Genomic DNA, 13,381 nt, shown 5'->3' with positions numbered 1-13,381 from the left:
CCAGCAGCACCGGCGGCGGGGGCTCAGGTGCGGATCCTGAACCGGTCGCGGGACCGGGCCGAGGCTCTGGCCGCCGATCTGGGCCCGTCGGTACGTGCGGTGGGCACGGCGGGCGCGTTCGAGGGCGCGGCTCTCGTCATCAACGCCCTGAGCGTGTCGCCGGACATCGATCTGGCGCACCTGGCGGCCGGGACCGTGGTCATGGACATGACCTATCGGCCAGTCGTCACGCCGTTCCTTGCGGCGGCCCAGGCACTGGGTCTGACGACGGTGGACGGGCTGGACATGCTGATCGGACAGGCGGGGCCGTCGTTCGAGGCGATATTCGGCCGGCCGCCGCCGCCGCTGGACCTGCGCGGCCTGCTGTTGGCCCATCCGGGAGTGGCGGCATGATCGTGCTGGGCCTGACCGGCTCCATCGGCATGGGCAAGTCCACCACGGCGCAGATGTTCGCCGACGAGGGGGCGGTCATCTTCAACGCCGACGAGGCGGTGCATCGGCTGTATGCCCTCGGTGGCGCGGCGGTCCAGCCGATCGGCGCGGCCTTCCCCAACGTGATCGTGGACGGGGCGGTGGATCGCGACCGGCTGGCGGCGGCGCTGGGCCGGGACGAGACGGCGTTTCGCACGCTTGAACAGATCGTCCACCCGCTGGTCGCGCGCGGCCGGATCGAGGAACTGGCGGCGGCCGAAGCGCAGGGCGTCAAATTGGCCGTGCTGGACATTCCCCTGCTGTTCGAGACGGGCGGCGAGGCGGTGGTTGACGCGGTGGTCGTGGTCACGGCCGACGGCGCGATCCAGGCCCAGCGGGTGCTGTCCCGCCCCGGCATGACGCGCGAGCGTTTCGACGCCATCCTGGCGCGCCAGACGCCGGACGGCCAGAAACGCCGCCGGGCGGACTTCATCATCGACACCAGTCCGGGGCTGGACGCGGCCCGCGATCAGGTGCGCGCCATTGTGGGGACAGTTCTGGATCCATCGTGGACGCCGCCCCGCCGTGGTCTTCCGAAATCGGCCGAAGCGACCCATTAAGGGCCATGGCGCGTGAAATCGTACTCGACACGGAAACCACCGGCTTCGACCCCAAGACGGGCGACCGGCTGATCGAGGTCGGCTGTATCGAGATCGAGGACCTGCTGCCCACCGGCCGGACCTTCCACCGGTTCGTGAACCCGGAGCGGCTGATCCCGCCGGATGCGATCAAGGTCCACGGCATCACCGACGACAAGGTGAAGGACGCGCCCAAGTTTCACGAGGTCGTACACGACCTGATGGAATTCATCGGCGACGCCCAGATCATCGCTCACAACGCCAATTTCGACCGCAATTTCATCGATCACGAATGCGGCCGCTGCGGCCATCCAATCACGGGTGAAGATCGCTGGATCGACACGCTGCAACTGGCCCAGAAGCGGTTTCCGGGCATGGCCAACTCGCTGGACGCCCTGTGCAAGCGGTTCAAGATCTCGCTGGTCGAGCGGACGCTGCACGGCGCGCTGATCGACGCCCGCCTGCTGGCCGAAGTGTATCTGGAGCTGCGCGGAGGCAAGGAGCGGGCGCTGGACCTGACCGGCGCGCGTGGCGGCGCGGCGGCGATCAAGACGGTCAGCTATGGCGTGCGGCCCAATCCGCTGGCGCCGCGCTCGACGCCCGAAGAACAGGCGGCGCACGTCGCCTTCCTGAAGGCGCAGATCAAGGATGGATCGTTGTGGGCGCCGTTCGGCGTCATCCTGGCCGAAGGCGAGGACGCGGCGGCCTGAATATCCTCCCCCGCGCCGCGAGGGAGGATCAGAAGGTTCAGGCCTGGCCGGTTTCGGCCGGACCGCGTGCGATCTGGGCCTGGCGGGCCATGTAGATGGCGCCGAAGTCGATCGGGTCCAGCATGAAGGGCGGATAGAAGCCGCCGTCCGCCGTCGCGCCCGAAATCACTTCGCGCGCATAGGGGAACAGGTAGCGCGGGCATTCGATCAGCAGCAGCGGCTCGATGTCCTGCTCGTTGACGCCGTGCAGGGCGAACAGACCGCCGTAAACCAGCTCGATCTGGAACACGGCCTTGTCCTCGTGCGAGGCGCGGACCGACAGCTTCAGATCGACCTCGAACAGGCCGTCCTGACGGCCCTGGGCGTTCATTTCGACGCCCAGGTCGATGGCGGGCTTGCCGTCGATGCGCAGGCTTTCCGGGGCGCGGGGGTTCTCGAACGAGAAGTCGCGGACGTACTGGGCCAGGATGCGGAAGCCGGGGCCGGCCGGTTGGCCTTCGGTAGCGCCGTTGGTTTCGCCGGCGGGCGGGACAGCGTCGGTCATGGACGGAAAGCCGTGGTCTGAAGGGTGGAGGCCGCGCTGGAATGCGGCGGCCGTGAGGCGGGGGTGCTATCATGCGACCCCCGTTCCGGCAACGCCCGGGCGGTCCGACCCAGCGGCAAGGCGGCGCACCGGCCTGCGCCGTGGCTTGCACGCCCCTATATGAGACCCTAATCGTCATGGCGGCGTTGTTCGCCGTCAGGGGGCGTCGTCGCCTCCGTCAGCCAGGATACTTCCGTGCCGGTACAGTTCCAGATCGTCATCTTCGCCGTCATCGCGGCCGTCGTGCTGTTCCAGCTCTACAATGTGCTGGGCAAGAAGGTCGGTCGCCAGCCGCAGGAGGACGCCCGCGCCCAGCCCCCCGCGCCCGGCCCGGCCGAGGCGGCGAACCGTGTCCCGACCCTGGATTCCGCCACGCTCGGCGCCATCGCCGGCCTGCGGGCGCGAGATCCGGCCTTCGACCCCGTCCGCTTCCTGGATGGCGCGCGTCAGGCTTATGAGACCATCGTGCGCGGCTATGCGGCGGGCGAGCGGGAAACGCTGCGGCCCCTGCTGACCTCGTCGGTCATGACCTCGTTCGAGGCCGGCATTGCGGCGCGCGAGACGCGCGGCGAAACCGAACAGGCCGAATTCCTGCATCCGCCCCGCGCCGACCTGGAAAAGGCCGACGCCGAGGGCGACCGCGCCGTGGCCAAGGTCCGCTTCCTGGCCGAGTTGCGCAGCCGCATCCAGCCCGTCGGCGGCGGCGAGGAGCAGATCGAGGAGCGTCGGACCGCCGAACTGTGGACGTTCGAACGCAGCCTGGGCGCCACGGACCCGAACTGGGTTCTGGCCAAGGTCGAGCCCGCCGCCGCGTGATGCGCCGGCTGATCCGGGCTGTCGCCGTCGCTTCGGCCCTGGCCGTTCTGGCCGCCTGCGCCAGCGGCCCCCGGCCGACCACCCCTTTGCCCGTTCCATCCGGCCCGCCGCCCGCGCCTGTTCCCGGACCGGGTCCCGCGCCGATGACGGGGGCCAGCCCCGCCACGCTACCCGGCTGGAATGAAGAGAATCACCGGGCGGCGCTGGGCGCCTATGTCGCGGGATGCGGCGTGGCTCGCGACGAGGCCGCCCGCGCGGTTTGCGGGCGCGCCCGATCCTTGCGTTCGCCGGACGCCGCAGAGGCCCGCGTTTTCATTGAGACCAATTTCACCGTTCAGGCCGTGACCACTGCGGATGGCGGCGCCGGCCTGCTGACCGCCTACTTCGCGCCTGAATATTCGGCGCGTCGACGCCCGGACGCCGAGTTCGATATGCCGGTGCTGGGCCGCCCCAGCGATCTGGTGCGATTGGACGGCGGGGTGAAACAGCGCCGCGCGGACGGAACCACCGCGCCCTATCCCGATCGCGCGGCGATCGAGGCGGGAGCCGCCGTCGGCGCCGCCCCCGTGCTGGGCTGGATGCGGGCCGAAGATCTGTTCTTCATGCAGATTCAAGGATCGGGCTATCTGACGTTCGAGGATGGCGGCCGGACGCGCGCCGCCTATGCGGCCGACAACGGGCATACCTTCGTGGGGATCGCCCGGCCGATGGCCCAACAGGGATTGCTGCCGCAGAACGGCACGTCAGGCGAGGCGATCCGCGCCTGGCTGGCCACCCATCGCGGACGGGAGGCGCAGGCGGTTACAGCGTTGAACCCGCGCTACATCTTCTTCTCGACCGCGCCTGACGACGCCGGTCATCCGGCCGGGGCGGCGGGCGTGCCCCTGCCGCCGCGCCGCGCAGTGGCGGTCGATCCGGGCCAGTGGCGTTACGGCGAGGCCGCCTGGATCGAGGCCGACGCCGGCAATCTGAGGGGCGCGCGGTCCGGCTATCGCGGTCTGGTCATGGCGCTGGACACCGGCTCGGCCATCCGCGGCCCGGTCCGCGCCGACCTGTACATGGGCCGCGGCGACGCCGCCGGCGACGAGGCCGGAACGGTCCGCCACCCCCTGCGGATGTGGCGCCTGGTCCCCAGGGGTTAGGCCGCGCACTCCGCCGGCTTCGTCTCGCCCGGCCCCCATTTGGCGCAGGCCCAGTCGATGTGCTCCTGGATCATGGCGCAGGGATTGGCGGCGTTGCAAGGCGGATGGGTCGCGGGGCTGACCATGCGGCAACGCTCGACCAGCCGGGCCGAGGCGGCGGCGCCGATCTGGTCACGGCAGGGCGTGGCGGCGGCCGGCGGTTGAGCGGGCGAGGGCTGCAGAAGCGGCGCCGCCTCATCAACCGGTTCTTGCGGCGGCGCGTCGGTCGGCATGACGGGCGCGGCGACGGGCGTTTCAGACGCCGGAACAGCCGGTTCGGCGGCGGGCTGACAGGCCATCAGGGCGGCGGCCGTCAGCAGCGGCAACAGGCGGGCGAGACGCATGGCATATCCTCCGGTTTGACCGGCGGCCACCTCTGCGTCGTCGCCCGGCCCCGATTACTTGCCCAAGGCAGCGCGTTGCAGCGCGAACAGTTCCCGGCAACCGGCGTCGGCCAGGCCGAACAGGGCGTCGAACTCCGCTCGCGAGAAGCCGCGTTTTTCGCCCGTGGCCTGGATCTCGACGATGTCGCCGGCCCCTGTCAGGACGAAGTTGGAATCGGCCTCGGCCGAGGAATCCTCTTCATAGTCGAGGTCCAGCACCGGCTGGTCGGAACAGACTCCGCACGACACGGCCGCCACCTGGTCCAGGATCGGGTCGACCTTCAGCACGCCCTCGTCGCGCAGATAGTTCAGGGCCGAGGCCATGGCGACCCAGGCGCCGGTGATGGCGGCGGTGCGGGTGCCGCCGTCGGCCTGGATGACGTCGCAGTCCAGAATCACCTGACGCTCGCCCAGCGCCTTCAGATCGACCACGGCGCGCAAGCTACGGCCGATCAGGCGCTGGATTTCCTGCGTCCGGCCGGTCTGTTTGCCGGTTGCGGCCTCGCGGCGGCCGCGGGTGTGGGTGGCGCGGGGCAGCATGCCGTATTCGGCCGTGACCCAGCCCTGGCCCTTGCCGCGCATCCAGCCGGGGACATTCTCCTCGACCGTGGCGGTGACCAGGACCTTGGTGTTGCCGAACGACACCAGGCACGACCCCTCGGCATAGCGGTTTACGCCGATCTCCAGCGTGACTGGACGGAGCTGCTGGGGCGTGCGGCCGGAATGGCGGGCGGTGGCGGTCATGGGGCGTCCTGATCGGAAGGCGAGGAATGAGGGGCGACGTCGCTTGCGCCGCGCCGGTCGCCGCTTATCCTAGATGCAGGCGTTCGCGTCCATGCGGACGCGCGTTTCGATTCAGGCGATCCATGCCCTCCTCCGGCGCCCTCACATTGCGACCCGCGACGGCCGCCGACGCCGACATCCTGGCCCGATGGGACCGGGAGCCGCACGTCATCGCCTGCTCTACCGACGACCCGCAGGCCGAAATTGCGTTCGGCGGCGTCCCCTGGGCGGCCGAGCTGGCGGCCCAGTCACCGGTCAGCTTCTATCTGATGGCCGAGCTGGAGGGGCGACCCGTGGGGGTGATGCAACTGATCGATCCGCATCTGGAGGCGGAGCATTACTGGGGAGAGATCGAGCCGAACCTGTGGGCCATCGATATCTGGATCGGGCCGAAGGACGCCCTCGGTCAGGGTCTCGGCACGCGCATGATGACAGCGGCGCTGGAGCGCTGTTTCACCGATCCGGCGGTGAAGGCCGTGGTGATCGATCCCCTGGCCTCGAACACGCAGGCGCACCGGTTTTACCGGCGGCTGGGCTTTGCGCCCGTGGGGCGGCGGCTGTTCGGGGATGATGACTGCCTGGTGCATCGGCTGGATCGCAAGGACTGGCGGGGGGCGGCATGATCGGGCCGGGCTTCACCACCACCCCCTATGCCGGTCTGGCCGCGCTGGACAGCCGGGCGCGCGACATCTTTCGCCGGATCGTCGAAACCTATCTGGAGACGGGCGAGCCGGTCGGATCGCGCACGCTGTCGCTGAGCGGGGTGGGGCTGTCGTCGGCGTCGATCCGCAACACCATGCACGATCTGACACTGGCGGGCCTGCTGGGGGCGCCGCACGTCTCGGCCGGGCGGGCGCCGACCCATGCGGGGTTGCGGCTGTTCGTCGACGGTCTGCTGGAGGTCGGCGACATCGGCGCGGAAGAGCGGCGCGAGATCGACGCCCGGCTGGCCGCGACCGGCGGCCGTTCGTTTGAGGAGACGCTGGACGCGGCGTCCGGCCTGCTGTCGGGGCTGGCGGGCGGGGCGGGCATCGTCGCCACCCCGGCCCATGACGCGGGGGTCAAGCATGTCGAGTTCGTCGCCCTGGGCCATGATCAGGCGCTGGCGGTGCTGGTCGCTGACGACGGGACCATCGAGAACCGGCTGATGCCGCTGACGGCGGGGGTCACCCCCTCGACCCTGCAAGAGGCCTCGAACTTCCTCAACGCACGGATGAAGGGCCGGTCGGTGGCCGACGCCCGGCGCGAGATGGCCGCCGAGCTGGAGGTCGCGCGGCGCGAGCTGGACACTGCCGCCGCCCGACTGGTCGAGGACGGGGTCGCGGCCTGGTCCGGCGGGGCTGAGCGCGAACGGGCCCTGATCGTGCGCGGCCGGGCCAATCTGTTGCAGGACGCGCGTGCGGCCGAGGACCTGGACCGGGTGCGGGTGCTGTTCGACGATCTGGAGCAGAAGGAACAGCTGATCGGCCTGCTGGACGGCGTCGCCGGGGCCCAGGGGGTCAGCATCTTCATCGGCGCCGAAACGCGACTCTTTTCGCTTTCGGGTTCCGCCGTGATCGCGGCGCCCTATATGTCGGGCCGCCAGCGGGTGCTGGGCGCCATCGGCGTGATCGGGCCCGCAAGACTGAACTACGCCCGTGTCATACCGTTGGTGGACTATACCGCCCGGGTGCTGGGCCGGATGCTGGACGGACAGGAATCGTGACCGACACCCCCCATAACGACATCGAGACTGAACTCGACGCGGATATCGCCCAGGCCGAGACGCCGGAGGACCCCCAGGATGACCTGGGACCGATCGACGCGTTGATCGCCGAGCGCGACGAGTGGAAGGACCGCGCCCTGCGCGCCGCCGCCGAGACCGAGAACATCCGCCGCCGCGCCGAGGCGCAGCAGAACGACGCCCGCGCCTTCGCCATCCAGCGCTTCGCCAAGGATCTGCTGGGCGTGGCCGACAATCTGGAGCGGGCGCTGCAGGCCGCGCCCAAGGACGCCGACGGCGCCGCGGGCGGTCTGGTCACCGGGCTGGAACTGACCCAGAAAGCCTTGCTGACGGCGTTCGAGGGTAACGGGTTGAAGCGCGTCGCGCCGGGACCGGGCGACGCCTTCGATCCACATCTGCATCAGGCGATGATGGAGCAGCCGTCGGACACCGTGCCGGGCGGCGCCGTGATCCAGACCCTGCAGCCCGGCTACGAGCTGTTCGGCCGCACCGTGCGCGCCGCCATGGTGGTGGTCGCCGCCCGCAACGGCGGGTCAGGCCCGGGCTCCGCCTATGACGCCAAGGCCTGAGCAGGCCCTGGGGTGAAGGAGGTCTGACCCCGGGTCAGGCCTTCAACCGCGTCTCGAACAGGGCCAGCAGGCGCTTCCAGCCATCCGCAGCGTCGGCTGCGCGATAGCTGGCGCGATAGTCGGCGTGGAAGCCGTGCGGCGCGTCGTCATAAACCACGACCTCGCTGCTCTCGGCCCCCGCGCGGCGCAGGGCGGCGCGCATGGCCTCGACGCTGGACAGGGGAATGCCCTGATCCTGGCCGCCATACAGGCTCAGCACGGGCGCCTTCAGATCGTCGGCCAGATCGACCGGCCAGGGGGCGCCGGCGGACCGGGCTGCGGCGTCTGCGTCGGCGGCGGGTTGCAGGCGGCCGTACCAGGCCACCCCGGCGTCGATGGCGGCGAAGCGGGCGGCGGCCTGCCAGACCACCTTGCCGCCCCAGCAGAAGCCCGTGATGCCGACCTTTTCGTCATTGCCCCAGGGCTGGCGGCTGGCCCAGTCCAGGGTGGCGGCGATATCGCCCATGACCTGTTCATAGCCGGCGGCGGCGACGATCTCCTGCACCCGCTTCATGTCCGACAGGGGGGCCGGATCCTCGACCCGGTTGAAGAAGGCGGGGGCCACGGCTGCGTAGCCGGCCCTGGCCAGGCGGCGGCAGACGTCGCGGATGTATTCGTGCACGCCGAAGATCTCGGACACGACGATCACGACGGGGAAGGGCCCGGCGCCCGCGGGTCGGGCGACATAGGCCGGCAGGTCGAAATCGTCCGGCGCGGCGTAGGTCACCGTCTCGGTCACCAGACCCTGGGCGTCGGTGGTGACGGGCCGGGCCTCCTGGGCCGCGCCCGCCGGGGCGTAGCCGGCGAAGAAGAGCGCGCCCAACCCCCCAGCCGTCAGGGCGGTGCGTCGGTTCAGGGCGAGGTCGTCGGGGGTCTGGCCTTCGGGACGGATCAGGACGGTCATGCGGTCTGTCTCCTGCACGGCTGCGCTTGAAGGCCGGACAGTGCCGCCGCCCGCGTCGCCCGTCGAGTCACGAAAGCCGTGAGGCCCGCGCCCGACGGGCGGGCCGGATCAGCGCGTATAGCTGTATTCAGAAACCTGGCAGACGTTGATCCGCTCGCGGACCAGTTCCTGGCCGTTGGTGAACTCGGCCTTGAAATCATACAGGCAGGCGCCCGAGCCGTCGTCGATGTTGATACGGATATTGGCGCCGTCCTCCAGCACATCGTCGCCCAGGATGTCTTCCTCCCAGTCACCGGACCGGCTGTCCGAGGCGTAGAAGCGCAGCATGGTCCAGCCCGTGCGGTTGCGGATGGTCACGTGACGGTCATAGCCGTCGCGCGACTGAACAACAGGCGCAGGCGCGACGGTCGTCGAAGCGGCGGCCACAGCGAAGCCGGACAGCGCCGAGCGTGGCGACGCCGGTCTTGATATGGTTCATGGTGTAGTTCCCCCGTCGGCCCGGCCATTTCCGCGACCGACATGGAAAAACGATTACACAGAACGATGTTTTTCGCATCGTCTGTTTTGAACAGGCGGGTCGAGGAGGAATCGACTCCGAATCCCATCAAGGCCTTGCAGGGCTTGGGGACTTTCCCATATCGGGCTCAGCCGGAGAAACCCCGCGTCCTGTGGGGATTTCGCAACCGGATCTGACATCAATCCCGCAACCGGGGGCGGTCACGCGCGGCGCTTTTTGCAAAGGCCGCCGCATCGCCCGCCGAATGGAGTGAAAAGACAAGGCCATGGCCAAGATTATCGGCATCGACCTCGGCACGACCAACTCGTGCGTCGCCGTCATGGACGGCAAGAACCCCAAGGTCATCGAGAACGCCGAGGGCGCCCGCACCACCCCGTCGGTGGTCGCGATCCAGGACGGCGGCGAGATTCTCGTCGGCCAGCCGGCGCGCCGTCAGGCGGTGACCAACCCGTCCAACACCTTCTTCGCCATCAAGCGCCTGATCGGCCGCAACTATGACGACCCGGTGGTGGCCAAGGACAAGGGCATGGTGCCCTTCGACATCGTCAAGGGCCCGACGGGCGACGCCTGGGTGCGCGCCCACGGCAAGGACTATTCCCCCCAGCAGGTTTCGGCCTTCACCCTGGGCAAGATGAAGGAGGCCGCCGAGGCCTATCTGGGCGAAACCGTCACCCAGGCCGTCATCACCGTTCCCGCCTATTTCAACGACGCCCAGCGTCAGGCGACCAAGGACGCCGGCAAGATCGCCGGCCTGGAAGTCCTGCGCATCATCAACGAGCCTACCGCGGCCGCCCTGGCCTATGGCCTGGACAAGAACGACGGCCAGAAGATCGCCGTCTATGACCTGGGCGGCGGCACCTTCGACGTCTCGATCCTGGAGATCGGCGACGGCGTGTTCGAGGTGAAGTCGACCAACGGCGACACCTTCCTGGGTGGCGAAGACTTCGACATGCGTCTGGTCGACTACCTGGCCGACGAGTTCAAGAAGGAGCAGGGCGTCGATCTGCGCCAGGACAAGCTGGCCCTGCAGCGCCTGAAAGAAGAGGCCGAAAAGGCCAAGAAGGAGCTGTCCTCGACGGCCCAGTACGAGGTCAATCTGCCGTTCATCACCATGAACGCGTCCGGCCCGCTGCACCTGAACATCAAGCTGTCGCGCGCCAAGCTGGAAGCCCTGGTCGACGACCTGGTCCAGCGCACCATCGAACCCTGCGCCAAGGCGCTGAAGGACGCGGGCCTCAAGGCCTCGGACATCGACGAAGTGGTGCTGGTCGGCGGCATGACCCGCATGCCGATGGTTCAGGAAGCCGTGAAGAAATTCTTCGGCAAGGAACCGCACAAGGGTGTGAACCCCGACGAGGTCGTGGCCCTGGGCGCCGCCGTTCAGGCCGGCGTGCTGCAAGGCGACGTCAAGGACGTGCTGCTGCTGGACGTGACGCCGCTGACCCTGGGCATCGAGACCCTGGGCGGCGTCTTCACCCCCCTGATCGAACGCAATACGACCATTCCGACCAAGAAGAGCCAGACCTTCTCGACCGCCGACGACAACCAGTCGGCCGTGACGATCCGGGTCTTCCAGGGCGAGCGTCCGATGGCGGCCGACAACAAGGTGCTGGGTCAGTTCGACCTGATGGGCATTCCGCCCGCGCCGCGCGGCATGCCGCAGATCGAGGTCGCCTTTGACATCGACGCCAACGGCATCGTCCACGTCACCGCCAAGGACAAGGCGACCAACAAGGAGCAGTCGATCCGCATCCAGGCCAACGGCGGCCTGTCGGACGCGGACATCGACAAGATGGTCAAGGAAGCCGAGGCCAACGCCGCGGCCGACAAGGCCCGCAAGGACCTGGTCGAGGCCCAGAATTCGGCCGACAGCCTGATCCACTCGACCGAAAAGGCCATGTCCGAACACGGCGACAAGATCGGCGAGACTGAAAAGACCGCCATCGAGACCGCCCTGGCGGACCTGAAGTCGGCCAAGGACGGCACAGACCCCGAAGCCATCCGCGAGAAGACCAACACATTGGCCCAGGCTTCGATGAAGCTGGGCGAGGCGATGTACGCGGCCCAGCAGGGTGCGGGTGAAGACGGCGCCGCTGAAGGCCAGCCGGCCGACGACGGCGTGGTCGACGCCGAGTTCGAGGAAGTCTCGGATTCGGACGACGACAAGAAGAACGCGTAACGAAACGCGTGTCGTGACCATACGGCCCCGCTTGTCAGACGACGGGCGGGGCCGTTTCATGAAACTTGCATCATTCGACCGGGCGCCCATGTCAGCCAGGTCAAACCGGAACGTCCAGGCCTCCATTCAGAGGGGCGACCGACCGGCCGAGTAAGAGGACGAACGCCAGATGGCGACGCGTGACTATTACGAAATCCTGGAAGTCGAGCGGACGATCGACGCCGCAGGGCTGAAGGCCGCCTATCGCAAGCTGGCGATGACCCACCACCCGGACCGCAACGGCGGCTCGGACGAGTCGGTGGCGAAATTCAAGGAAATCTCAGAGGCCTATTCGATCCTGTCGGACGAGCAGAAGCGCGCCGCCTATGACCGGTTTGGCCATGCGGGCGTGAATGGCGGCGGCGGGGGCGGCGATCCGTTCGGACGCGGCGGCGGCCAGGGATTCCACGACATCAACGACATCTTCAGCCAGGTGTTTGGCGACGCCTTCGGAGACGCCTTTGGCGGCCGTGGCGGCGGGCGTCAGCAGCAGCACGGCCCGCGTCGGGGCTCGGACCTGCGCTACGACCTCGAGATCTCCCTGGAGCAGGCCTACAAGGGCGCCGAGATCGAGATCGCCGTGCCGACCACAATGACCTGCGAGGTCTGCGACGGTTCGGGCGCCAAGAAGGGCACCAAGCCGACCATCTGCAACACCTGCGGCGGCGCCGGACGCGTGCGTCAGGCCAACGGCTTCTTCCAGGTCGAGCGCACCTGCCCCCGCTGCGGCGGTTCGGGCGAGATGATCACCGACCCCTGCACGACCTGTCACGGCCACGGCCAGGTCCGCAAGAACCGCAAGCTCAGCCTCAAGGTGCCGGCCGGCGTCGACGACGGCTCGCGTATCCGCCTGTCGGGCGAGGGCGAGGCGGGCCAGCGCGGCGGGCCGCGCGGCGACCTGTACGTCTTCCTGTCGGTCAAGCCGCACGAACTGTTCGAGCGCGACAACCTGGATCTGCTGGTCACCGTGCCGGTGCCGATGACGGTCGCGGCCCTGGGCGGCGAAATTGATGCCCCCTGCCTGGTGTCCGAGGCGTGCGACGGACGGTGCAAGGCCTCGGTCGCTGTGCCGGCGGGCGCCCAGACGGGCAAGACCGTCCGCATCAAGGGCAAGGGCATGCCGCACCTGAACGGTCGCCAGCGCGGCGATCTGGTGGTCGAGCTGTTCATTGAGACGCCGACCGAGCTGAACGCCCGCCAGAAGGAGCTGCTGCAGGAACTGGCCGCCTCGCTGGGCGAGAGCCAGACCCCGCGCAACACCAGCTTCGCCGGCAAGGCCAAGCGGTTCTGGGCCGACATCCTGGGCGGCGACGCCGAGAACTCCAAGGAAACCGCGTGAGCGACATCTTCCACGCCGGCATCTCCGGCGCCCGGGGCCGCATGGGCCGCGCCGTTTCTTCGGTTCTGGACGCCCGCGAGGACGTGGTCGTCGCCGCCCGGTTCGACCGGGGCGAGAGCGTCGACCTGAACCTGTGCGACGTCATCATCGACTTCTCGACGCCCGACGCCTCGGTCGATCTGGCCCGCGCCTGCGCCGAGGCGGGCGGACCGGCGCTGGTCATCGGCTCGACCGGCCTGTCGCCGGAACAGGAGGCCGAGATCGAAAAGGCCGCCGAGAAGATCGCCATCGTCAAGAGCGGCAACTTTTCGCTGGGCGTGAACATCCTGATCGGCCTGGTCGAGCATGCGGCCCTGCGGCTGGATGCGCGCGACTGGGACATCGAGGTGCTGGAGACCCATCACCGGCGCAAGGCGGACGCCCCCTCGGGCACGGCCCTGATGCTGGGCGAAGCCGCCGCCAACGGGCGCGGCGCCGATCTGGAAGACCTGCGCACGGCCCCCTATGACGGCATCACCGGCGCGCGCGAGAGCGGCAAGATCGGCTTCGCCTCGCTGCGGGCGGGCG

At 69.1% G+C, this 13,381-nt stretch carries 15 protein-coding genes and 1 pseudogene; 11 read left to right on the top strand and 5 right to left on the bottom strand.

The window, feature by feature from the left end:
• The 3 genes and pseudogenes from EON91_RS12125 to dnaQ form a co-directional block, all read left to right on the top strand.
• Nucleotides 1-393, top strand: a pseudogene (locus EON91_RS12125) (shikimate dehydrogenase); the annotation flags it as partial.
• Entirely contained in the window at nt 390-1,031 is a 642-nt protein-coding gene (coaE, locus tag EON91_RS12120; protein ID WP_292095103.1) for a dephospho-CoA kinase, read from the top strand. The pseudogene EON91_RS12125 and the gene coaE, both read left to right, overlap by 4 nt.
• Nucleotides 1,032-1,036: 5 nt before the next feature.
• Nucleotides 1,037-1,759 carry a DNA polymerase III subunit epsilon gene (dnaQ, locus tag EON91_RS12115; protein ID WP_292095100.1) on the top strand — a complete coding sequence of 241 codons (723 nt, stop codon included), beginning with the start codon at nt 1,037-1,039 and terminating at the stop codon, nt 1,757-1,759.
• Between the two features lie 37 nt (nt 1,760-1,796).
• Here the strand turns inward: dnaQ and secB are convergent, their stop codons facing one another.
• Complete coding sequence (secB, locus tag EON91_RS12110; RefSeq protein WP_292095098.1) at nt 1,797-2,303, bottom strand: protein-export chaperone SecB; 507 nt, start codon at nt 2,301-2,303, stop codon at nt 1,797-1,799.
• 234 nt (nt 2,304-2,537) lie between these two features.
• On the opposite strand from secB, the gene timA reads away from it, so the two are divergent.
• Both timA and EON91_RS12100 read left to right on the top strand, forming a co-directional pair.
• Complete coding sequence (gene timA / locus EON91_RS12105; RefSeq protein WP_292095095.1) at nt 2,538-3,158, top strand: TIM44-related membrane protein TimA; 621 nt, start codon at nt 2,538-2,540, stop codon at nt 3,156-3,158.
• Nucleotides 3,158-4,300, top strand: coding sequence for an MltA domain-containing protein (locus EON91_RS12100; RefSeq protein WP_292095093.1), 1,143 nt, complete (start codon nt 3,158-3,160; stop codon nt 4,298-4,300). Before timA ends, EON91_RS12100 begins: the two co-directional genes overlap by 1 nt.
• Here EON91_RS12100 and EON91_RS12095 read toward each other — a convergent pair.
• Both EON91_RS12095 and rph read right to left on the bottom strand, forming a co-directional pair.
• On the bottom strand, nt 4,297-4,683 hold the full coding sequence (locus EON91_RS12095; RefSeq protein WP_292095091.1) for a hypothetical protein: 387 nt from the start codon (nt 4,681-4,683) through the stop codon (nt 4,297-4,299). The genes EON91_RS12100 and EON91_RS12095 overlap by 4 nt on opposite strands.
• Before the next feature lie 54 nt (nt 4,684-4,737).
• Nucleotides 4,738-5,466 (bottom strand): ribonuclease PH, encoded by a 729-nt coding sequence (rph, locus tag EON91_RS12090; protein WP_292095088.1) that lies wholly within the window; start codon nt 5,464-5,466, stop codon nt 4,738-4,740.
• Between the two features lie 122 nt (nt 5,467-5,588).
• On the opposite strand from rph, the gene EON91_RS12085 reads away from it, so the two are divergent.
• Genes EON91_RS12085 through grpE form a run of 3 tightly spaced genes read left to right on the top strand, consistent with a single transcriptional unit; the run spans nt 5,589 to nt 7,797 of the window.
• Nucleotides 5,589-6,128 carry a GNAT family N-acetyltransferase gene (locus tag EON91_RS12085; protein WP_292095086.1) on the top strand — a complete coding sequence of 180 codons (540 nt, stop codon included), beginning with the start codon at nt 5,589-5,591 and terminating at the stop codon, nt 6,126-6,128.
• Nucleotides 6,125-7,210 (top strand): heat-inducible transcriptional repressor HrcA, encoded by a 1,086-nt coding sequence (gene hrcA, locus EON91_RS12080; protein WP_292095085.1) that lies wholly within the window; start codon nt 6,125-6,127, stop codon nt 7,208-7,210. Before EON91_RS12085 ends, hrcA begins: the two co-directional genes overlap by 4 nt.
• Nucleotides 7,207-7,797: a nucleotide exchange factor GrpE gene (gene grpE, locus EON91_RS12075; RefSeq protein ID WP_292095082.1), complete on the top strand. Its 591-nt coding sequence runs from the start codon at nt 7,207-7,209 to the stop codon at nt 7,795-7,797. Before hrcA ends, grpE begins: the two co-directional genes overlap by 4 nt.
• 34 nt (nt 7,798-7,831) lie before the next feature.
• Here the strand turns inward: grpE and EON91_RS12070 are convergent, their stop codons facing one another.
• Nucleotides 7,832-8,740 carry a dienelactone hydrolase family protein gene (locus tag EON91_RS12070; protein WP_292095080.1) on the bottom strand — a complete coding sequence of 303 codons (909 nt, stop codon included), beginning with the start codon at nt 8,738-8,740 and terminating at the stop codon, nt 7,832-7,834.
• A gap of 108 nt (nt 8,741-8,848) precedes the next feature.
• The gene (locus EON91_RS12065; RefSeq protein ID WP_292095078.1) at nt 8,849-9,166 is read right to left on the bottom strand and encodes a hypothetical protein; all 318 of its coding nucleotides are present in this window, start codon (nt 9,164-9,166) and stop codon (nt 8,849-8,851) included.
• 356 nt (nt 9,167-9,522) lie between these two features.
• Between EON91_RS12065 and dnaK the strand changes: the two genes are divergently transcribed.
• The 3 genes from dnaK to dapB all read left to right on the top strand — a co-directional run.
• Nucleotides 9,523-11,436, top strand: a complete 1,914-nt coding sequence (gene dnaK / locus EON91_RS12060; protein WP_292095076.1) for a molecular chaperone DnaK — start codon at nt 9,523-9,525, stop codon at nt 11,434-11,436.
• 169 nt (nt 11,437-11,605) lie between these two features.
• A complete protein-coding gene (dnaJ, locus tag EON91_RS12055; protein WP_292095073.1) occupies nt 11,606-12,814 on the top strand; it encodes a molecular chaperone DnaJ in 1,209 nt (402 codons plus the stop codon).
• Nucleotides 12,811-13,381, top strand: a 571-nt coding sequence (dapB, locus tag EON91_RS12050) for a 4-hydroxy-tetrahydrodipicolinate reductase (protein ID WP_292095071.1), incomplete at its 3' end; no start/stop codon positions are given. The genes dnaJ and dapB, both read left to right, overlap by 4 nt.

This window comes from Brevundimonas sp., assembly GCF_004210735.1.
Classification (GTDB): Bacteria; Pseudomonadota; Alphaproteobacteria; order Caulobacterales; family Caulobacteraceae; genus Brevundimonas.
This window is presented reverse-complemented; position numbering and strand designations above follow the sequence as displayed.